The sequence below is a fragment of the Tropicimonas sp. IMCC6043 genome (genome assembly GCF_004146235.1).
GTDB lineage: Bacteria > Pseudomonadota > Alphaproteobacteria > Rhodobacterales > Rhodobacteraceae > Tropicimonas.
This window is the reverse complement of record NZ_SELO01000049.1, coordinates 1-20127: the sequence shown is the minus strand read 5'-3', so window position 1 is coordinate 20127 and position 20127 is coordinate 1. Positions and strand designations below refer to the sequence as shown.

Annotated in this window: 16 protein-coding genes and 1 pseudogene; 8 read left to right on the top strand and 9 right to left on the bottom strand. The window is 61.2% G+C overall.

Going from position 1 to position 20127, the window contains the following annotated elements; genetic code table 11:
* The first annotated feature begins 266 nt into the window (after window positions 1-266).
* The 3 genes from EU800_RS22825 (at window position 267) to EU800_RS22815 (ending at window position 4463) form a co-directional block, all read left to right on the top strand.
* On the top strand, window positions 267-749 hold the full coding sequence (locus tag EU800_RS22825) for a fasciclin domain-containing protein (RefSeq protein WP_129635817.1): 483 nt from the start codon (window positions 267-269) through the stop codon (window positions 747-749).
* Window positions 750-1538: 789 nt separating this feature from the next.
* Window positions 1539-1808, top strand: coding sequence for a hypothetical protein (locus EU800_RS22820; protein ID WP_129635816.1), 270 nt, complete (start codon window positions 1539-1541; stop codon window positions 1806-1808).
* Between the two features lie 567 nt (window positions 1809-2375).
* Window positions 2376-4463, top strand: coding sequence for a hypothetical protein (locus tag EU800_RS22815; RefSeq protein WP_129635815.1), 2088 nt, complete (start codon window positions 2376-2378; stop codon window positions 4461-4463).
* Window positions 4464-5030: 567 nt separating this feature from the next.
* Here the strand turns inward: EU800_RS22815 and EU800_RS22810 are convergent.
* From EU800_RS22810 to EU800_RS27690, 3 genes are all read right to left on the bottom strand, one after another.
* Entirely contained in the window at window positions 5031-5483 is a 453-nt protein-coding gene (locus EU800_RS22810; RefSeq protein ID WP_129635814.1) for a nuclear transport factor 2 family protein, read from the bottom strand.
* A 26-nt stretch (window positions 5484-5509) separates the two neighbouring features.
* Window positions 5510-6058 carry a cupin domain-containing protein gene (locus tag EU800_RS22805; RefSeq protein WP_129635813.1) on the bottom strand — a complete coding sequence of 183 codons (549 nt, stop codon included), beginning with the start codon at window positions 6056-6058 and terminating at the stop codon, window positions 5510-5512.
* 100 nt (window positions 6059-6158) lie between these two features.
* On the bottom strand, window positions 6159-7784 hold the full coding sequence (locus EU800_RS27690) for a helix-turn-helix transcriptional regulator (RefSeq protein WP_129635812.1): 1626 nt from the start codon (window positions 7782-7784) through the stop codon (window positions 6159-6161).
* 296 nt (window positions 7785-8080) lie between these two features.
* Here EU800_RS27690 and EU800_RS27685 point away from each other — a divergent pair, with 296 nt between their 5' ends.
* Window positions 8081-8623 carry a hypothetical protein gene (locus tag EU800_RS27685; protein WP_242500726.1) on the top strand — a complete coding sequence of 181 codons (543 nt, stop codon included), beginning with the start codon at window positions 8081-8083 and terminating at the stop codon, window positions 8621-8623.
* A 252-nt stretch (window positions 8624-8875) separates the two neighbouring features.
* Here EU800_RS27685 and EU800_RS27680 read toward each other — a convergent pair.
* The 3 genes and pseudogenes from EU800_RS27680 to EU800_RS22785 form a co-directional block, all read right to left on the bottom strand.
* A pseudogene (locus tag EU800_RS27680) lies at window positions 8876-8992 on the bottom strand (helix-turn-helix domain-containing protein); the annotation flags it as partial.
* 257 nt (window positions 8993-9249) lie between these two features.
* Window positions 9250-10149: a cytochrome c gene (locus EU800_RS22790; RefSeq protein ID WP_129635810.1), complete on the bottom strand. Its 900-nt coding sequence runs from the start codon at window positions 10147-10149 to the stop codon at window positions 9250-9252.
* 6 nt (window positions 10150-10155) lie between these two features.
* Window positions 10156-10623, bottom strand: coding sequence for a cytochrome c (locus EU800_RS22785; protein ID WP_129635809.1), 468 nt, complete (start codon window positions 10621-10623; stop codon window positions 10156-10158).
* 92 nt (window positions 10624-10715) lie between these two features.
* On the opposite strand from EU800_RS22785, the gene EU800_RS22780 reads away from it, so the two are divergent.
* Both EU800_RS22780 and yghX read left to right on the top strand, forming a co-directional pair.
* Window positions 10716-11585, top strand: a complete 870-nt coding sequence (locus EU800_RS22780; RefSeq protein WP_129635808.1) for a LysR family transcriptional regulator — start codon at window positions 10716-10718, stop codon at window positions 11583-11585.
* A 213-nt stretch (window positions 11586-11798) separates the two neighbouring features.
* Window positions 11799-12686: a YghX family hydrolase gene (gene yghX / locus EU800_RS22775; protein WP_129635807.1), complete on the top strand. Its 888-nt coding sequence runs from the start codon at window positions 11799-11801 to the stop codon at window positions 12684-12686.
* A gap of 595 nt (window positions 12687-13281) precedes the next feature.
* Here the strand turns inward: yghX and EU800_RS22770 are convergent.
* The gene (locus EU800_RS22770; protein ID WP_129635806.1) at window positions 13282-13560 is read right to left on the bottom strand and encodes a hypothetical protein; all 279 of its coding nucleotides are present in this window, start codon (window positions 13558-13560) and stop codon (window positions 13282-13284) included.
* A gap of 259 nt (window positions 13561-13819) precedes the next feature.
* Here EU800_RS22770 and EU800_RS22765 point away from each other — a divergent pair, with 259 nt between their 5' ends.
* Window positions 13820-16126 carry a BTAD domain-containing putative transcriptional regulator gene (locus EU800_RS22765; RefSeq protein ID WP_129635805.1) on the top strand — a complete coding sequence of 769 codons (2307 nt, stop codon included), beginning with the start codon at window positions 13820-13822 and terminating at the stop codon, window positions 16124-16126.
* A 535-nt stretch (window positions 16127-16661) separates the two neighbouring features.
* On the opposite strand, the gene EU800_RS22760 is transcribed toward EU800_RS22765, so the two are convergent.
* Window positions 16662-17231, bottom strand: coding sequence for a rhomboid family intramembrane serine protease (locus EU800_RS22760; RefSeq protein ID WP_242500721.1), 570 nt, complete (start codon window positions 17229-17231; stop codon window positions 16662-16664).
* Between the two features lie 506 nt (window positions 17232-17737).
* Window positions 17738-18553 carry a DUF3179 domain-containing protein gene (locus tag EU800_RS22755; RefSeq protein ID WP_371685661.1) on the bottom strand — a complete coding sequence of 272 codons (816 nt, stop codon included), beginning with the start codon at window positions 18551-18553 and terminating at the stop codon, window positions 17738-17740.
* Window positions 18554-19613: 1060 nt separating this feature from the next.
* Between EU800_RS22755 and EU800_RS22750 the strand changes: the two genes are divergently transcribed.
* The gene (locus EU800_RS22750) at window positions 19614-20009 is read left to right on the top strand and encodes a hypothetical protein (RefSeq protein ID WP_129635802.1); all 396 of its coding nucleotides are present in this window, start codon (window positions 19614-19616) and stop codon (window positions 20007-20009) included.
* Window positions 20010-20127: the final 118 nt, after the last annotated feature.

Here is a 20127-nt window from a genome sequence, read left to right as displayed (position 1 = left end):
CGCGCTCCCGCAATTCCATAGGATGTGGCTTGCCCATTCCTACCCCCTATATCTGCCTCACAAACAGAGAACCATGGGCGCCACATCTTGGGAATCCTGAATCCGATCAGCTTGGGAACGCTCTAAAGCGCTTCGATGCGGTTGATAAAATTTGCGCGTTTGTCGCCAGTCGCCGCAACAGCTCCAAATTGGCAATGATCCAGACTGCCTTGTGCTCCGTATATCTAATATTCCGCACGAAGCGGGCCCACATGACTGGAGATACCATGTTTCGCAGAGCTTTTGTTGCCGCTACCGCCGCCGGCCTGTTCGTCGCCACTACCGCGTTCGCCGATGGCCATTCCAAGGACATCGTCGATACAGCGGTCGGAGCTGGTTCCTTCGAGACCCTTGTTGCAGCCGTTACGGCTGCCGGTCTCGTCGACACACTGAAGGGAGAAGGACCCTTCACCGTGTTTGCCCCGACTGACGACGCCTTTGCAGCCCTGCCGGAGGGGACCGTCGAAGACCTCCTAAAGCCCGAAAATAAAGATCAACTGACGGCCGTGCTCACCTATCATGTTGTGCCGGGCAAAGTGATGAGCGGTGACCTCAGCAACAACATGATGGCTACCACAGTTCAGGGTGGCGACGTGACGATCATGACCGAGGGTGGCGTAACCGTGGATGGCGCCAATGTCGTGACTCCGGATATTGAAGCATCCAATGGCGTGATTCACGTAATCGATGCGGTGATCCTCCCCAAGTAATCGCTCGAAGCCACCTCGCGCCGCCTCGCCGATCCCTCCGAGGCGGCGCGAAACAGTGAACGGAAAATTCATTTTTTTGCTTTTTGGCGAAGAAGAATCCAGACTCACACTCCCGGCATCTGTTGGATCGGTTTGAGATAAAAAAACTTAACTAACGTCCGGATTTTGCGGACGTATAGCATGGCGTCAGGCCGCCGCATTTTTTTGACATCTCCGAGACACACTCGTTGCCCTGACCATCCCTTAAGTCGGACACTTCGCCGGCTGATGGCCGCGGCCACAAGCGCTGGCAACCCGAAATGTGCGGTATCCCGCGTCGCGTCTGTGGACTCGTCAAACGTTGATGTGGCGTTGATGCAAGACGCGACATCAAAAACTTGATCGGCCGAAGCCGAATTCAAGTCTTTGATATTGTTCTGGATTTATGGTTGCGGGGGCTGGATTTGGCCTTTGCCGAACATCCGGCACGCTCACAATCTAGCATGGGTCTAAACAGTTAAGTCATTCGTTTCCGAGAGGAACCCATACTGCGCAATACGGCCGCTCGTGCTGTGTGAGCCCTTTGCACCTGCAGCATAAAGCTCCTTTTTCGGAAGCCGCCATTCAAGGTCGGCGCGGCGATTGGCAGTGACGAGACCGCTGGTGCCGGGCGGAGGGTCGTGGAAAGTGTGCCTTGGCTTATATAGCTCCAGCACGCCCTGCGGTCGCGGGATGGGAATTGCTTGACGCAGCGTAACAATGCGACGGAAACTTACCTTAGGAAAAGAGCAAGGAAAGGGAGGACCCATCATGAACCGCATTATCGCGCTCGCTCTTGTGCTGCCGCTCATCGCTGCGCCGGCCTTCGCGCAAAGTGGCAGCGGAAAGACCCCGCCCGGACAGCGAGAGGGTGGCAGCCTCGGCGAGCTCACCAAGGCCGCCAACGAAGACCCTAGCTGGGATCAGGGCCAGCATGCATCGCAGCAGCCGAACCCGCGCGCCGGCCTCGCCAACGTCGATCCTGACCACCGCGGCGACCTCAGCGCGACGCTCGACCTCGTGCAGGGCGCCAGCGAGTGATAACCGGGTCCGGAGCAGGCTGACAATCAGACGCAGTCTGGCCATCGCCGAAGTCACTGCCGAGTTCGCGCGTGTAAAAGTGCTGGTTTTGTGCGCGGTGAAATCCGGCTGCGTCAGTCCGCCCTCTCTCGCTCATCCATTCGCCACCCGGTGAGGCTATCAGCGCCACCGCTCGCCTCGGTTCGGCCGCACCGGACACATGCCTGGGCGGTCGGGTATTGGTCCTGTCATGTGGCTGTTGCGGCTGACTGCGCAATCCTGCCGTTGGCAGGTCACGGCACCTCGCACACGCAGCATGGTTTCCGACCGTCGTGAACGGCCCGGAGCTGCCGTTGATGGAAAATGTGGCGAACGTCTGCGCAGTGCGCTCAAGCCGATTGGGTTTCGTTGCAGCACTTCGTAGCTTCAGATCAGTCGGAACCGAGCAATCGGACCCGTCACGGCAGGTGTGAGCCAGTCTCGAGCGAACCTGCGCGGGAAGTTGGACCTTGATGACAACCCGTGCAAGAATGAGGGCTATTTGGCGACGCAGATCAAAAGGCGTCGATTTGACCGGAGTAATCGATCATGACGAACTTTTTCCGGAAAATTCCACGAGTTGCTGTTCAGTTCATTGCACTTCCGCTCATGGCCCTCTCCGCCTCGGCTGACGGCCGGATTTCAGGACATGTCGAGATTGAGGATAAACCTCTTTCCGGCGCAGATGTAGTTCTTTGGTTGGCTGGTTCGGGTGCGCCGGCGAAACTCGCCGAGACAAAGACCGCCAGCGACGGAGTTTTCGATATTCCAATAGGCAGTAGATTGGACACCGGCGGCGTTTTCTATCTCGTCACGGAGGGCGGCGACGCGAGGGGAACCATTCGAGAGGACGCAAACACAACGATCAGATTGATGGCGACGCTCGGGACGACACTGCCCGAAGACGTCACCATCAATGAGCTTACGACGGTCGCCTCCGTGTGGACGGCAGCCCAGTTTCTGAATGGCCCTGCGCTGAGAGGTGGCGATCTCGGGCTTCGGATCGCCGCCGGCAACGTCGCGAACTTGGTGGATATCGAAGACGGTGGGCTCGGGCCGGTGATACAGGCCCCCCTGAACAGCTCTCAAACGACGACATTGGCGAAGTTCAACACGCTCGGGCTGCTTCTATCGGCTTGCGCGAGAGCCCTGCCGGAAGCCTGCGACAAGCTTTTCACGTTGGCCACATCACCGGGCGGAGAGGTTCCTGCCGACACGCTGACGGCGATGCAAAACATCGCCCGGTACCCCTGGCACAATGCGGACCAGTTGTTCGCGCTGTTCGAGGAACTGTATCCGGTACCGGAAGGCAAGAGGTGGCGGGACGTACCGCATATTCCCTATCTCGCCTTCGCGCCGAGCGCCTGGACGCTTTCGCTTGGCTATGCCGGCGGAGGCCTCAATTCGCTTGGCGGCATTTCCATCGACGGTGAGGGCAACATGTGGGCCGGCGACAACTTCCTTGTCGGCGCACAGTCCACGATTTTCGCCGGCTTCGGCGGTGGAATTTCCAAGCTGGCACCGGACGGAACGCCGCTGTCGCCAATGACGACCGGCTTTCGCGGCGGCGGCGTGGATGGCCCAGGCTTCGGCCTTGCCATCTCGGCTGATGACAAGGTCTGGGTGACGAGCCTTGCCGGCAAGAACATATCCGTCTTCGATCGCAAGACGGGAAAGCCATTGTCGCCGGAGACTGGCTATGACTTCGACGGCGAGCTCGGATCGATGCAGGGTATCATCGTCGTGCCGGGCGGCGACGTGTGGGCTCTGGACAACGAGAAAGACCAGATCGTCCACCTGCCTGGCGGCGATGCCTTGAAGGGACGTATCCTGGGGCGCACGGTCGACGGAAAACCCGAAGACGGAACGCTTCAGGTCAAAGCGCCGTTTCATCTCGCCATCGATCAGGAGGACCGCATCTGGGTTACAAACAGCGGGTCGGACACTGTTGTGCGCTTCCCCGCCAGCGATCCTGGCAATGCCGACACGTTCAAGGTCGGCTTCGCACCTCGGGCGGTGGCGATCGACAGTCAGGGCAACGCCTGGGTCGCAAATACGGTTGGACATCCAGACACCGAGGAGAAGCTGGCACTGATCAAGGTGAAGCTCGAGTCGAAAGTGGGTGACCTCGTGGCCACGCAATCAGCGGCCGACGAGGAGGCCAATGAATGGATTACTCTCTTCCAAATCTTGCAGGAGTTCCCCGGCGGCGACGTGTCGATGGTCCAACCCGACGGCACCGTTCTCGGCCCCTTTGACGACAACAAGGCATTCGCCGGTCCGTGGGGCATCGCGATCGACGGAAACGATCATGTCTGGGTTGCGAACTCCACCGGCCGGTTCGTCGCCCAGTTGTGCGGCGCGCGCACGGAGACCTGCCCGCCCGGAATGAAGACCGGCGACACGATTTCACCACCCGGCGGCTACGTCGGCGGTCTGCAGATCATCACGGATGTCGCGGTCGATCCCGCCGGCAACGTCTGGGTTGCCAACAACTGGGACCGGCCGGATGAAGGCTTCAAGCAGGCCCCCGACGAGGCGCTGTCAACTCGATTTGGTGGCAATGGCACCGTGGTCTTCTTCGGATTGGCAAAGCCAGTGAGAACGCCGCTTATCGGTCCGGTCCAGACGCCGTAGATATTCGTTCAAGAGACGGTATCGCCACGATTGGCTTCCACATTGCCGTGAAGAGCGGCTCCGGGAATTTGTTTAGAGATCGGCGAATCTCAGCAGTGCGCTGCCACCAGATGTGAGGTTCCACCGTGCAAGCTGCGACTGCCCGCAGAGCAGACCTTGACGAAATGCGCAGCGAACGGCGGCCCTCCGCCCGTCTTGCGAATCCTGCGCGCGCATCGGTCGAGGTTTCGCGCCTGCGGCTAAGGTCCGGTTGGTCGGCATACTGCCCCTTCGGTGGCACGAAGCGTTGGCTCTTGGACCGGACACGCCAGCGCGGTCGCTCACTGCGCATAGCTGCCGCTAACGCAGTTGAGCGCCCCACAAGTGCAGCATCATTGTCCTCAACCGAAGCGGTCATTAAAGCAGCCCGCCATTAACCTAAGACATATCCGGCGGCCTTGAAGTAGTTCCAGCATTCTTGAGGCGAGTAGAAATCGCAGACCTGGGCGATGGCATCGAACATGTCGGTGAAGGTGGGTGGGCGGCCCCCTCGCCTTGTCTCTGGCACGGGAAAATCCTGATGTCGTCTCAGAAGCTGTAGTCCCCGTCCGCCTGGACCTCGTCCGGCAACCAAGTCTCGTGGACTTGCAGCACGTGCAGACCATCGCCCTCAGGCTTGCCCCCCAGAACCATGGTCGTCACGCGCGCGTTGTTGGGGCTGTCTGAGTCCTTCGCATCGCGTTGCCATTCCTCGTAGTTGACGACGGCTATGTCCGCGGTCGCGTGCTGGACCCGAATGTCGCGTATCTTGATCCGAAATTCGGGGTTCGATCCGTAGATCGATCCCATATAGCCTTCGAAGTCCTTCTTGCCGAACATCCGGCCGGCCGGGAATATCGCGACGAAATCGTCGGAAATCCTGTCGAGCGCGTTCCTTTGAAAGGTCTCTTTGTCCCCCGGGCAGCGCCCCCCGACCCAGTCGGTGAAGAAGGCGTGGATGTCAAAGATAGTGGCTTCTATTTCTGCGGTCGGAAGTGTCATGTCGGTATCCTTTCGTCGATCAACCTTCATTCGGGCGCCGGCAGTTCGATGGGTGCGCCCGCATCGCCAAGGGCAAAAATCAGCAACCTCGCGCCCTCGGTCGCGCTGAGATTGCGGCCGATCATCGGGATGCCGGGTATCTCGTAGGCCGCGTCGCCTGCAGCGAGTTGCACAGTCGGCTGGCCGTCGACGTCGATCTCTACCGCACCCTCGAGCACGTACATGAACATGTGCCCGGGATGGAGGTGGCGCGGCGTCTCGAAACCTGCCGGCACATCAACCTGCACCATGTTGACTTCCTTGCCGTCCATCCCAGCGAGCGCCTGGTTCAGCAACATGGTCACGGTTTCCTCTTCAGAGGCGGTCGCGGCGTCGGCCGTCAGGAACGCTAGGGCAATTGCGGTCAGTGCAGTTGTTAGTCGGGTCATAATGGACTCCTTTTCTGGTTTCGGTTCGACGTCTGATCGTTCAGGCGATTGCTGGCCGGATCTTCCGCCCGGCCGTAAGAGGGCGGGTGTCAGAAAGGCCGCGCTGGTGCCTGGCCAGAGGCGCAGTTTGGTCGATGAGGCCTGCATGCCGTGCCTCTTTCGGTTGGATGACTCGAAGGTATACGAGCGGGGTGGTGTCCGCTTCGGTGAGGCTGCCGAGGCATTGGAATTTTTCGTCTGGGTAGAACTACCCAGAACTGGTCCGGGCGATGAGCCCGTTCGCTGCCGCCCATGCGGTCGCCGCAGCCCGGGTCGGAGCGTCGATACGGGTTAGGATGTCAGAGACGTGTCGGTCGACAGTGCGTTCCGAGAGGCCCAGCTCGCCGGCGATCTCGCGATTGGTAAGGCCCCGTGCGACAAGCCCCAACACCTCAGTCTGCCGTGGAGTCAGCGGGTTCTCAGCGCTGGGGGAGAGCGTCCGCAGCACTGCTTTCGCGGCCCTGACGTCAGGTTCGGCGCCTAGACCGCGGAAGGTCTCAAGCGAAGCCTCGGCTTCGGCTCGGGCTGTATCAGCATCGCCCAGCGCGGCGCAGGCGCGGCCGGTCAGCAGGCGGATGCTCGCGAGCCGGTGCGGGGCTGGCAACTGACGCCACACCGCGGCGGCACGCGAACAGTCACGCAAAGCCGCTTCAGCCTCGCCCCGATTCAGCGCGATCGTGGCACGGATCTCGGCACAGACAGCCGCGACGGCATCCGAGCCGTATGTCTCACCCAGTTTGACAAGTTCGGCGCAATGCCCGGCAGCAGCTGTCATATCGCCGGCAGCGAGCGCAATCTCGGCTGCGGCGGGCAAAAGCCGCATCCTTTCGGTCGGTTTCTCGGCGGCCACCAGAGCGCGGCGGATAGCAGCACTCGCCGAATGTTGCTTACCCTGTGCTAGGCGTATCAGCGCCAACCCCGGCTGCGGATCGAAGCCGTGGCGGCTGGCGGCGCGGTAAGCCTCGACTGCCTCGCCATAGCGGCCGGAAAGCCGCAGCACCTCGCCGCGCTGATAGAAGGCTGGACCCGCGTGATGCGCCGCGGGACCCTGCGCAAGCCGCTTGCAGGCCGTACCGGCCTCGCCCTCGGCAGCGCTCCAGTCGCCGGCCAGCACCATGATCTCGGCCCGATGGATCAGGCATCGACCGGTGAAGGCGACTAGCCCCGGCTGCGTGCTGCACCAGCCCGAGAGCGCCGTGGTCCATTCCCAGGCTCGCTGGTAGATCTGGAAACTCTGACAGGCATCAATCACGCTGCAGTAGATCAGCCCGGTCACAATCGGAGAACAGCGGCCCTCGGTGACGGCAATCATGGTGCGGTCCAGATCGGCCAGCCCGGCAGCGATGTCACCCTGCGCCAGCCGCGCTCGCCCGACGATGTGCCGCGCGATGGCCACCAAATCCGCATCTCCGCTGCCCTCGCCGATCACCAGCATCCTCTGGGCCAGCGCCTGCGCCTCGGCGGGGTCCCCTCGATCCAGCGCGTCTTCGGCAGAGGGCACAAGGACATAGCCGTGCACGGCGCTGTCGGGCGCCAGTTGCTTGGCCAGCGCCACGGCCCGCGCCACCCAGCCGCCGCCGCGGCCATGTTCTCCGCGAAACATCAGCGTGAGGCCGATCCAGAAGGCGGTCCGCGCCGCGGCCTGCACCTTCTGCGCCACGTCCTGGGTTTCGAACAGGCGGGTCATAACCGACAGGTAGTCGTCTTCACGCCCGGTCATATAGGCCGCGGTGGCCAGCGCCTCGAGCTCTTCGGTGTCGAGCCCACTTGCGGCGTCCTGCGCCGCGAGGCGGTCGTACTCGTCCTGCCAGTTGCCGGCGTCCCAGTCTTGCATAACGCGAACCCATCCACCGTCCTGGCAGAGCTTAGCAGAGCCCACAGGCCGCAGGAAAGCCGAACTGCGGGAAGGTCCGCTCAAGCGACCTTGGCCCTGTGTGCTTCGAAGGTCCGGTCCTAACCGCTATGACCAGACGCTGGCCAGTTTCGGCAAGTAGTGTTGCGATCGCAGCGAATGTCCGCAAGGTCGGCAAACTCGACATATTATTGCTTTGGAAATCTCCTCAAACCCCGTTATTATGTCAGCATAACTGCCCCTTTTCCGGCACACACAATGGCGACAAAGGCGACCCGATGACTGACCACACAATCAACGACAAACGTGGCCCGGACGGTCGCTTCCTGCCCGGCAACAGGCCTCCGAGATCCACTGGCCGCCCGCCTGGATCCAACGGCGTGAATGCACGAGCCGCCCACCTCGCCAACGAGTGTCTGGAGACCATGCTCGGCAAGGCCGCCGATGTCATCAACGCCGCCCTCGACGAGGGCGACAGCCATGTCGCGACATGGCTCATCGACCGGATCCGTCCGCTGAAGACAGCTGACTTCGTACGGATCGACATCGCCTCGGATCTCGAAACCCCTCGAGAGGCCGTGGAAGCCGCCAGAGAGGCCATTCTGGCCGTTGCCCGGGGGAAGGAGGTCAGCATGTCCGAGGCAAAGGCCTACGTGGCGCTCCTTGATCGTCTGGGAGTTATGCAGGGGTATCTTGAGCTGGAGCAGTTGAAGGCGTCTCTGGAGGAGTTGAAGGCAAGCCGGGATCGGCCGCCGCTGCAACTGCCGGAGATTTCGCGGGTGCAATGGGGGCATGGTTCGGTTGATCGGGAGACTGGGTAGACTGCCATGTTCTCGGGAGGTGCGTGAATAATTCCGCTGCCTGCGCTGAGCCGGCATTGGTGTGCCCAAGGCAACGTCCGGTGTGCGAGCTATCCGGACCTTTGGCTCGGATCGCTCAACCTTCGTGAACGGCCCAAAGGAGCCATTCAGTTGCCGTGCCGCTGCTGCAGTGCGGCTACGTCGTAGCGGCCGTTCAGGACCGGCTTCGACGATCTTTTCGAGCTCGTTCAGCTGAACGGCGTTGAGGCGCCGCTCAGAACCCGATTCCTTGCGATTGACCAACCCGTCGGGACCTTTCGCGTTGAACCGGTGGCCCCAATCGCCCAGCGTCTGCCGGTCCATGCCCCCGATCCGGACCGCCTCTGCCACGGCGCATGCCGTCGAGGACGGCGGCAAGCGACAGAAGACGCCTGCGCCGGTTTCGCCATTGACCCGAGTTCATCGCCCGGTAAGCCAGTCGAAGGCTATCACGAGCAAGGCCTAACGCAGGATGAATGTTGGCTGCGAGACTACCGGCAACATCGCCGTGGCACGATGCAAGTTCAATTGGTCGCGTGAACGGATGAAGTGAACCGGTTGATTTTTCCGGTCATCAGGGCGAAGAGTTGAGCCGCGGCACGCTCGATCTATTTCCCTGAAGGCGGCACCGCCTTCAGATAGGCGGCAATTGCACTGCGCTCGGCAACTGACAGGTGACTTGTGTTGGCGACGACGTCCGCCATGTCTCCGCCCACGGTGTCATATTGCGGCGTAAATCCCGACTTCAGGTATTCGGCGATATCCGCCTCGGACCAATCGAGCCCGCCCGGTGTAATATCAGGAATGCGGCCCTTGCCGGTTGGACTGGGCGCGCCGCTCAACCATGCGCTCAGACGCAGGCCACCAAGAGCGTTGCGCGGCGTATGGCATTCGCCGCAATGTCCAGGACCTTCGACCAGAAAGCGCCCGAGTTGCTGCTCCTCGGTCAGGTCACCTTCAACAACCCAGCCATCGCGGAAGAACAGCCTTTTCCAGATGCCCAGACCGCGCCGAATGTTGAACGGAAAACCGACATCGTTGCGTTGGTTCGGTGTTGCGTCGGTCGGGAGTGTTGCAAGGTAGGCGTGCAGGGAGACGACGTCCTCGACCGACATCCGGGCGAACGACGTGTAGGGAAGTACCGGATAGTAGTGCTGACCGCGCGGACCGGTTCCTTTCAGAAGAGCGTTCGCGAGGTCTGTCGCCGTCCAGGCGCCGATGCCAGCCTCTGGGTCCGGCGATATGTTCGGAGCAACGAAGGTCCCGAAGGGGGACGGAAACTTCCGCCCGCCCGCGAGTTTCAGTTTGTCCCCACCCTCGGCGTCTGGCGCGGAATGGCACGCGGCACATCCACCGGCAAAGAACAGGGTCTCGCCCCGTTCCATATCCGGTACAGCCGCTTCAACGATCGATGCATCGACGTGCTCGGGGCGGGTGGCGAACCATCCGATCCCGAGGATGGCGAGACCGCAGATCAGAACGATCCGAAGGAGCCGAGCCACCAGCATTGCTCCTTAGCTGGCGGGTGCCCGGTAAGCCTTGTGGCAGGCGGTACATGCGGCGCCCAGATTTCCCATCGCGGCCTTCATCGATTCCAGGTCCGTCCCTGCGGCCGCCTGCAGCTCCAATGCGGCTTCGTTGAGAATACCTGCCTTGGCCGCAACGTCGTCGAAGTTTGACCAGATATCTGGCAAGGCCCTTGTGCCGGAAGCGGCGGAATTGTCGGTTCCTTCTGGCCACATCGCGGAAAGATCAAGCTGGGAGAGCAACACGAGGTTGCCGGCCGCCTTGGCCGCCACCTCTGCGTCATAAGGGACATCTCCCTTCGCCATTGCCCCCAGTATGCCCAGTTCGAAGCCACGCAGGGCCATCACGGACTGACGTGCCTTGATCGCGGGGTTTGGCATATCCTGGGCAAGGGTCGTTCCAGCGAGCAGGGCTGCTGCAAGTCCAAGTACGGCCGGCTTCACGAATAGGCGCATGGGTCGTCTCCTCCTGAATCACTTGATGTACGCAGCGTAAGCTGTACAAAATATCATTCAACTGGTGAAAAATATTCCCTACGTATCAGAAAATGAACAAGTCGAACTGGGACGACATTCGCTACGTGCTCGCGGTGGCGGAGACCGGTTCCCTGAATGCGGCCGCCAGCAGGCTGAGTGTGACCCACGCAACGGTCCTGCGGCGGGTCGGTTCATTCGAGGCGCGGCACGGGCAGGCCGTGTTCCAAAAACTTGCCACCGGCTACCGGGTTTTGCCCGAGGCTGAGCCGGTCCTTCTGGCCGCGCGCAATGTTCAGGACGCCGTTCTCGCGGTCGACCGGGCATTCCTCGGCGCCGATCAATCGCTTGCGGGGGAAGTGCGGATCGCTTCAACTGACAGCCTCTCCACGTTGGTCCTGCCCGGGATCATCCAAGCCATTTCGGCGAGATACCCTGCGCTGAAACTCACCCTGCTCAGCACCAATATCCGGCAGGATTTTTTTCGATTGTCGGCAGACATAGCCGTCCGGCCAGCAGTCGCGCTGGAAAAGGGGATGTCGGGACGCGTGGCCGCCAGTTTCGAGTTCGCCCAGTACAGTGTCGACCCATCGGATGATTTCTGGATCGGCCTCGACGGGCCGCTGACGAACTCCCGGGCGGCGGCCTGGATGGTCGAGAATGTTCCTCCGGACCGGATCCGGCAGAGCGCCGACAGTTTTCTCGTGGTGCGGGAACTCGCCGCAGCAGGAGCGGGCAAGGCGCTCCTGCCAACTTTCGTCGGCGATCCGGACCCGCGACTAAAACGGCAGGCCGATGCTGTCCCTTCGATCTCTGTGCCAATCTGGGTCGCGACGCTTGAGGAACTCGAGCGCAACGCACGGTTTCGAGCGGTTCGGGACGCTCTCGGCGAGGGTATCTCCAGGTCGATGCAACGATTTCAGGAAGCGTCTGGGAACCGTTGACGCAGGTATACGGATCAGCATCCTGACCAACATCCTGACCAAAAGGAGTGCAGTTATGCTGGCGATAACGCGGGCGTTACTGGGTCGGTCTCGCGCGTTCGGGTAGACTTGGATGCCAACAGGCGCGTTCATGCGCGATCTTTCAAGAACAGGACGAAGCTTGTCAAAGGGATGGCTCGCAATAGATCCATTCCATCAAAGGGAGATTTCTTAATGCAACGCAAGACGGCATCCGATTTCGACCCACGGATCCTCGAACTTTATGACGGTTACGTGCATGGCAAGATGACCAAGCGGGATTTCCTCCGGAATTCAGGGCAATACCTGGCCGCGGGCGTGACCGCTGCGGCGGTGCTGGAGAGCCTTCAGCCCAATTACGCGCTGGCGCAGCAGGTTGCTCCGGACGACCCCACCATCGAGACGATGATCGCCGAATACGAGAGCCCGAAGGGGCATGGCACGATAAAGGGCCTTATGGCCAAACCCGCAGGGGCAACGGGCAAGCTTCCGGCCGTCTTGGTGGTTCACGAGAATCGCGGTCTGAACCCCTATATCGAGGACGTCGTCCGGCGCACGGCAAAGGCCGGTTACCTGGCTTTCGGCCCGGACGGGCTGACACCTCTGGGCGGTTATCCCGGCAATGACGACGATGGCCGCGCAATGCAGAAAGAACTGGATACCGTGAAGCTGATGGAAGACTTCTTCGCCGCTTTCGAATTCCTCGTCGGCCATGAGGGCTCAACCGGCAAGGTCGGCGCGGTCGGTTTCTGTTATGGTGGCGGCGTCTGCAACGCGCTGGCCGTGGCCTATCCGAGCATGGCTGCTTCCGTACCCTTCTACGGACGCCAGGCGGATGCGGCGGATGTGCCGGCGATCCAGGCGGCCCTCCTGCTGCATTACGGCGAACTGGACGAGCGGGTGAACGCCGGCTGGCCCGCCTACGAGGCGGCGCTCAAGGAGCATGACAAGGATTACGAGGCCCATATCTACGAGGGCGCGAACCATGGTTTCCACAACGACACCACCCCGCGCTATGACGAGGCCGCCGCGACGCTTGCCTGGGAGCGGACATTGGCACATTTCGAAAAGCATCTGAGCTGAAAGACCAGGTCGCGTGCCGCCCGGCACGCGGCTCCCTCACGAAACCTTGACAGAGATCCGGCGCAGGACGGCCCGCGCCGGATCGGATTTGCACTCGATCGTGCAATTTATTTCCTCGTGGCGGTCAGCCCGGCGCATCCGTTTCCGAAGTGGCACGTGCGCTTGGCTACAAGGAAGCGAACAGCTTCCGCCGAGCGTTCAAATTCTGGACAGGGCGGACCCCTTCCGTGAGAAAAGCCGAAGATCAAGCATCGCTTCGGATTGATCAGACAGAAAAGGCGCCCAGCGAAAAAAGTCAGAAATGCACGACTTGATCTGACCTATGAGGATAGAGTCCGCCCCCTGAATATTTCTGCACCTGCGACGCCCCCCCACTCTCGAAGCAAGCGTCGAGAACGGCCCGGAGCCGACCTTCTCACCAGACGCAGTTGAACCCTTAGGTTGCCCGAATCATTCGTCATACCAAGAACATACAGTAGGAAAAACGGGTCTTTAATTTCCCTGCTAGGCACGAACAATCAGGCGAGACGGTGCCACCATATGAGGCGTATTCGTCATCAACGGTAAACTGCGGATCTCGATGCCGCCTCGACTATCACTCAACTTCGGGAAGCAGATAGATGACATTTTCGCCGACATGTGACCAAGGCACGCAATCCTCGTACTTTTCTGCGTCTACATCCGCACAAATATGGGCTGGGACGAGGTAATCGTCGGTCTTTATCCGCAGGTCGGTCATCTTGACAGTCCTACCCTCTTGCTCAGCAACAGCAGCAGGATTGGAAGCAGACTCTCCGTTCGATTGGGTGGCAAGGCCGAGAATGGCGATGGAGACAATGGTCGCTGCGGCTGCAACGGGAAAGTTCATAATCATGGTTTTCTCCTTGGTCGGTTGCGTTGGTGATCCGCCCTCGGCCAATCAGGGCTGTGGACGACGAGAACACACCTCCACAGCCCTGTGACCGTCCTGTCACTGACGGCGTGACAATTGCGTCAAAGCTGCGGAACAACGTAAAATGAGGGCGTTTTGGGCTGGTTGAACCGAGAATTGGTCGCAAAAACTGACAAGGGCATGGGGACGCAACGTCACAAAAGGCTCTCGGCAGCCGACCAGCTCGTGTTAAATTTCCTCCATGCGCAGGGATCAGAAACACGCGGTTGAACAAGCTGAATTCGAACTCCGGCTGCTTGGTCGAGCCCGGGTCCTTGTCGGTGGCGAAGAACGCTCCATCTCTGCGCCAAAGCAACTCCTGCTGCTCGCCCATCTCGCGCGGTCGTCCGGACAGGCCGCCACACGCGAGCAGCTTTCGACGTTTCTCTGGCCCGGGTCTCCTCCGGAGAAGGCGCGGGCAAGTCTCCGCCAGGCACTCACCCGGCTGCGTGCATCGCTCGACGGCCCTGTCGAGCCGTTCGATAGCGACCCCGCGCGTGTCGCCTTGGCACAGGGGCACTGGAGAACCGACCTTGACGCTGTAGAGGGACTGAACAGGGCCCACGAGGCAGGCATTGCATTCCTTGAGGGCGTTCAGGTTCGCGAGCCGGAGATAGAGGAATGGCTCGAGACAGAGCGGCGCATCGTGGCCGCCACGGTCGCCACCCGACTTCGAGAGGCGATTCAGGCTTGCGTCGTGGAGCAGGGCCCCGAGACCGCAATCGCACTCGCGCTGCGTCTGGTTGCCCTCGACCGCCTCAACGAGGACAATCATCGCCTGCTGATGCGCCTGTACTATCAGGCGGGCCAGAGATCACAGGCAATGGCCCAGTTCGAGAGATTAAAGGCACTGCTTCGAGAGGAAATCGGCGAAGTCCCAGACCGCGAAAGCCGGCAACTCGCAGAAGATATCCGCCGCGATGTTCCACCCGCGACCGTACCAGGTTCACAGAGTCTTGCACAACGCACCGGGACACGTGGCGCCGCGGGAGCAGGTGCACTTGCGCGTTCGGAACCTGCTCAGACCAATATTCAGAGCGCCGCGCGCCCGGGAAGAATGGTGGGCATCAGCGCCTTCCAGGAGAACACAAGAAACGCTGTTGCAATACCCATTCGGTCATCTCCGACAAACTTCCTGGGCGCAGTCAAGCCAGCGAGAATTCTGTCCATGGCGAGTGAACGCCCTGTCCGGCGGCGCAGCTGGATTGCGGTTGCCCTCGCATTGGCTACGGCGGTGAGCCTGGGCCTGTGGTGGCTGGAGCCCTGGCGCCCGGCGATGCCGACAGCCTCGGTGGAGCGCATGAACTATCCGCTGCCTCAGGAACCCTCGATCGCGGTGCTGCCATTCGACAACCTTTCGTCCGAGGGTGTGCCAGACGTGGTGATCGACGGCCTGGTGGCGGAGATTATCGCCTCGCTTGCGAAGATCCCTCAGATATTGGTGATCGATGGCAACTCGACCTCCACGTACAAGGGGCGAGCAGTGGCGGCGGCGGAGGTAGCTGAGGATCTCGGCGTACGCTTCGTAATGGACGGGAGTGTGCGCGGATCGGACGAACAGGTCCGCATAACCGCCAACCTCGCCGATGCGCTTGACGGTCATCAGGTCTGGGCCGAAAGCTATGATCGCGCGCTCGGCGACGTCCTGGCGCTGCAAAGCGAGATCGCGCGCCAGATCGTTTCGGAGCTCAACGTGGAACTTGTCTCGGGCGAGTTGGCGCGGATGCAGGAAAGCACGACGAGCGACCCGGATGCCTATGCGCTGTTTCTGGAGGCGCAGGCGGCCCCGCGGAGTTCCCGCGAAGACGTGCTGCGCCGGATTCGCCTGTATGAAGAGAGCCTCGCCCGCGATCCGGGTTTCGCCGCGGCGCTGGCGGCCTGGGCGATTGATCTCGCGCGGATGGGTCGGACCGGCATGGCGGACCGCGACGCGGTCTACCCCCGGGCCGAAGAGATCGCGCAGGCGGCAATCGAAGCGGACCCCGGGTATTCGGGAAGCTATCTGGCGCTTAGCACCGTGTACCGCTTCCGAGGCGATTTCGAGCGGTCGCTGAAGTTGGTTGAACAGGCCTTGGAGATTGCCCCGAACGACGCCGACGCGATCATGTACAAGGGACGTATGCTGCGGCTACTTCCCGGCCGGGCGGAAGAGGCGATCGCCACCATCGAGCAAGCGATGCGGCTCAACCCATTCTATCCCCCCGACTACCTGTCGCAACTGAGCTGGGCCTATTTCGCTGCCGAGCGCTATCAAGAGGCGCACGAGACTGGCCTCGCCTACGCCGAACTGCGACCAAATCACGACCATGCACATTGGCGGCTGGCAATGACCTATTTGATTCGGGGTGATCCGGAGAAGGCGGCACAGGAAGTGGCCGCGACCTTGCGACTGAACCCGAGCCGAACAATCGCGGCGACTTTGGCGGCTTCCCCATATTCAGCATCGAATAGCGAGTTGATGTCGGCTGAAATCGCGGCCATGCGAGCGGCCGGTTTCCCGGAAGAATAGATTCAACGACATCTCAAGCCGCAACTGCATACTCCCCATGTGAGACTTCGGACGCCCGCGCCATGTACGACCGGACTGGACTCTGGTCGTTTTGACCGTGTGAAACGGGCCGTTTCGCATCCGCCCTTTCAACTAATCGGCGAGCACGAGTTCGAATGCGGCAGTCTGTGCGAAGGTCCGAAACCTGTAAACGTAGGTCGCTCTCGTCGTGGCCTCGGCCGCGGAAGGCAGCAACGTCCGGATTGTATTGAAAAACTCATCAACCGAAAAATCGCCAAAAAAACTTGGAATATTATTCCCTCAAAAGGCTCTTGAGAAAACTGAGTTTGCGAATTGGTGTTTTCGCGGGAGGATGTTCTGTCAGTATGCTCGTTTTCAACCAAGCACTGACTTTTTCGACACAATCTCCGCTGACCGGCCATCGCTGCAGCGCGCGGCGAATGGCCGGATACCGCCCTTCCTACGGGATGCTGCGGTCGGCATGGAGGGCGGCTTGCGAGCGCGAAGCCGTCATCCGAGCCCTGACGACTGGCCCTCAGTTTCGGACAAAAGTGGTCGCCGAGATGCATCCGACAACCCAGCCCCCGAGATGTGCTTGCCATGCGAGCCCACCGTCGAGAAAGGCAAAAAGGACAAAGTTCGCGAAGATTAAGCCCAACATTGCGCTCACAACGGGTTGGATCGACAGTCGAAGCCTTCGGCGGCTGAGATAGTCCCAAGTCTGCCAGATGCCGATCAAACCAAAAACGGCTCCTGAGGCTCCAATCATGGGAGCGCTGCTCGTAGAGATAAACCCAAAGGCGACCCCGCCTCCTACGGCTGAAAGAAGAAGAACCAACATGGTCTTGGCGGGACCAATACGTGCGGAAATGTATTTTCCAAGGGCGAGAAGGATGACGCTGTTCAGCACCAAGTGCATTAGTCCTCCGTGCAAGAAAGCGTGTGTGACGAACATCGTTGCGGTTTGGCCGGGAAAAATCGGCGAGACGTCCCCAGAAATCAATGGCTGCCAAAATGCTCCGAACCCGTAGGCGACCCAACGCCACGAAGGTGAACCGACAATATCGGCGTCAGCAGCGCTGAGGGTGAACTCAATCAGGGCCATGACCCCAACAACCCACAAGAGAAACGCTGGTGCACCAACCTGCTGGTCACGGCGAACCTTGGAGGAGGTCGGGGTAGTTCGGAAATGCATGGCCTGATGCCTGGTCCAATAGCGGGGTGGTGGGAACCTATCCTCCAATCTTGACCAGCGGCAACCAGACCATCGACCACGACCCCACAGGAGGCCGTGGAAGCCGCCAGAGAGGCCATTCTGACCGTTGCCAGGGGGAAGGAGGTCAGCATGTCCGAGGCAAAGGCCTACGTGGCGCTCCTTGATCGTCTGGGAGTTATGCAGGGGTATCTCGAACTGGAGCGTTTGCGAGAAGATTTGGAGGAGCTGAAGCGAGCCAAGGGCGGACCGAGTCTGGGCTTTGATCAGAGCCGCATCCCACCAGAGTCTCGAATCCAACGGGGCCTATATCTGCGCGCGGCGCTTTTCATCTTCCGTCGCGGTAAGTCCAACCTCAGTGCAGGCTTCGGGAGCTTGGAAGGCGCCGCCATCAATTGTCAGTTCCCGAGCATCCATTGGCCCTCGGGATGGAAGGCGTGGAAAGCGAAGGCGAAGGGGATGTCATGCGTCACGTCCCGCTCCTGCGCGTCGTGGACGCGGACGTTGCCCACCTCGCGGCCTCGGCCGATTTTTCCCGTGTCTAGCGCCGAGGCTTGCCCCTCGCTCCATGTCAGCGTCAACCCCGCCTCGGTAATCCTTCCTTTGTCGCGCAGGCGCGTCAGGGGCCAGGCGCGATCGCCGACCCGTACCACGCGTTCCAGCGGAGGGATGCCGTGCGGAGGATTCTCGCCCGAGTAGAGGAACGGACGCGTCGTGTCATAGCCGCGATACGGGTTCGTGCCATAGGACCGGGGCCAGTTCGGCTCGTCGAGGACTAGCCCGTCCGGATTCGCTTCGCGGAACGCCGCCCAACTCTCCATCCAGCCGGGCAACTGGGTCAATTGGCGCCCAACCATCACACCGGCGATGCCTTCCCCGAGCGCTTGTTGCCACCAGCTTTCCGTCTGGTGGTCGTACATGATCATGTCGGAATGGCGTAGTAGGCCCGACACTCCGAAGGTCAGCGAATGTCCGTCGAGCTGCCCGTCGAAAACCATGCCGGTGTTGCAGAGCGGGCAGAAAGTGATGGCGATGGGTCTTCCATCCACCACGTCATTCACGATCTCGTGCCACATCAGGTAGCGGATCGGATAGGCGCGGGCCGGCCCCTTCTCGGGCACATAGCTCATCACGGGTTCACGCTCGTCGAGGCGCGTCTCCTGCGCGGCGCGGATGAAGCTCGGCTCGAGGATCGCGGGAATTCCGTCGCGCAACGGTCCGCCCGAGATAACCTCGCCCAGATCGACGGCGAGGCGTGAGAAATCTGTGTTAGGCCACGCTCGCTCAAACCGGTCCGACTGTGCCGTTGCCACTGATACGGAGAGAAAAATGGCAATCGGCGCCAAAGCAAGCGCTCGCAGAAACTTCTGGCAGGTGCTGGCGGGCAAAAGCTTGCAGTCGGATCCTTTGGTCATCGGTAGCGGGCGTCGGCCAGTTCTCGCCGTGGCAAGGTCAGTGACTTGCTGAGAGGGATTCGACTGATCGAGCAACCCCTCCAAAAGAGGGCGGCGCCCTGCCTAAGCAGCACGCCGCCGTAATTTTCACCCGTGAAAAACCTGGGCGTCATTCGTCCGAGTGGGCGTTCTTTAGGCCCTTGTTGTCCTTCGCGGTCTCGCTCACGGTAGCACCCCAACCGCCTGCTCCAGACGGGTAGCCGGGCCCTCCGTGCGCTTCAAAATGGTCGGTTGGAACGCCGCCGCCCGTCCCTTCGGAGGAAAGATACCCCTTGTGGCCCGGATGTGTCTGGGCTTGGTCAGATGCGCCCCCCGCGAAGGAGGCAGAAGCAGAAATCAGGAATGCTCCCGTCGTCAAAAGAATCGCATGTTTCATAAGTCTTCTCCAAATACCGACGCGCGATTTTCACGCTTCGTTCCCAACTTGTACGTGACGGATGCCAGCTGAGTCAAATTCTAGCAATCAGGCAGCCCTGCCTTTATAGCGGACCAAGCGCCAAATCAGGCTAAGGTAACCAATGCGCAGTCTCCGGACCTCCGTCGCTCAGTGAGCTTCGGTAGCTATCAGCGAATCGGCAAAGGTCGTGTATGCCGACCTCGCGGACAAGGCCGGCCCCGCGACTGCCAACACCTGACAGACCACCCCATCCGACCTTTCAGAAGGCCCTGCCAGACGAGCCGGGCCTCTGCGTTTCTTCGCCCTCGTCAGACATCTGTCCGGATACGTATCGAGGGGGCGACGCCACCTTCCGGTCCCGAAACTGTCCGGATACGTATGGGGAGGCAGCCCGCCTCCCGAACCAAACGGCAGGAGGCCACCATGCGCTTCCACCTCTTCCAGCCCATCCCCTCCGACGCGCGCTACCACGAGGTCAATAGCGCCGGACGGAGCAACTTCGACTGGGGTAACCCGCATCTCGACCTGACCTCGTGGTTGCAGCCTGAGGCAGCCGCAGGACGCGTCACCGACGCCCTTGATGCCGAGTTCTTCACCCACGCCTGCACCGTCGAGGCTGGCGACCTCGAAGCGCTCTTCGCGTTCGCCAACGGTGTGGCACCGGACGCCGGAAGGCTGCTCGCCAGCTACAGCCGGGGGCGCTCCGGCTCCGTCGGCGACGTGGCCCTGAGCGACGACGGCAAGGCCTATGCCTGCTGCAGCTTCGGCTGGGCGGAGCTGCCCGACGGCCTCGCCGGCCGCTTCAAGCCGGTCACCTGACCGGATGACCCGCCGCAAGGCGGGGCCGCGTGCCGCAAGGCGGCGCTTCCACCACCCGAAAGGACACCACTATGACCAAGAAACCCGGCTGGGGGCCGGTCCGCCCATGGACCTGCCT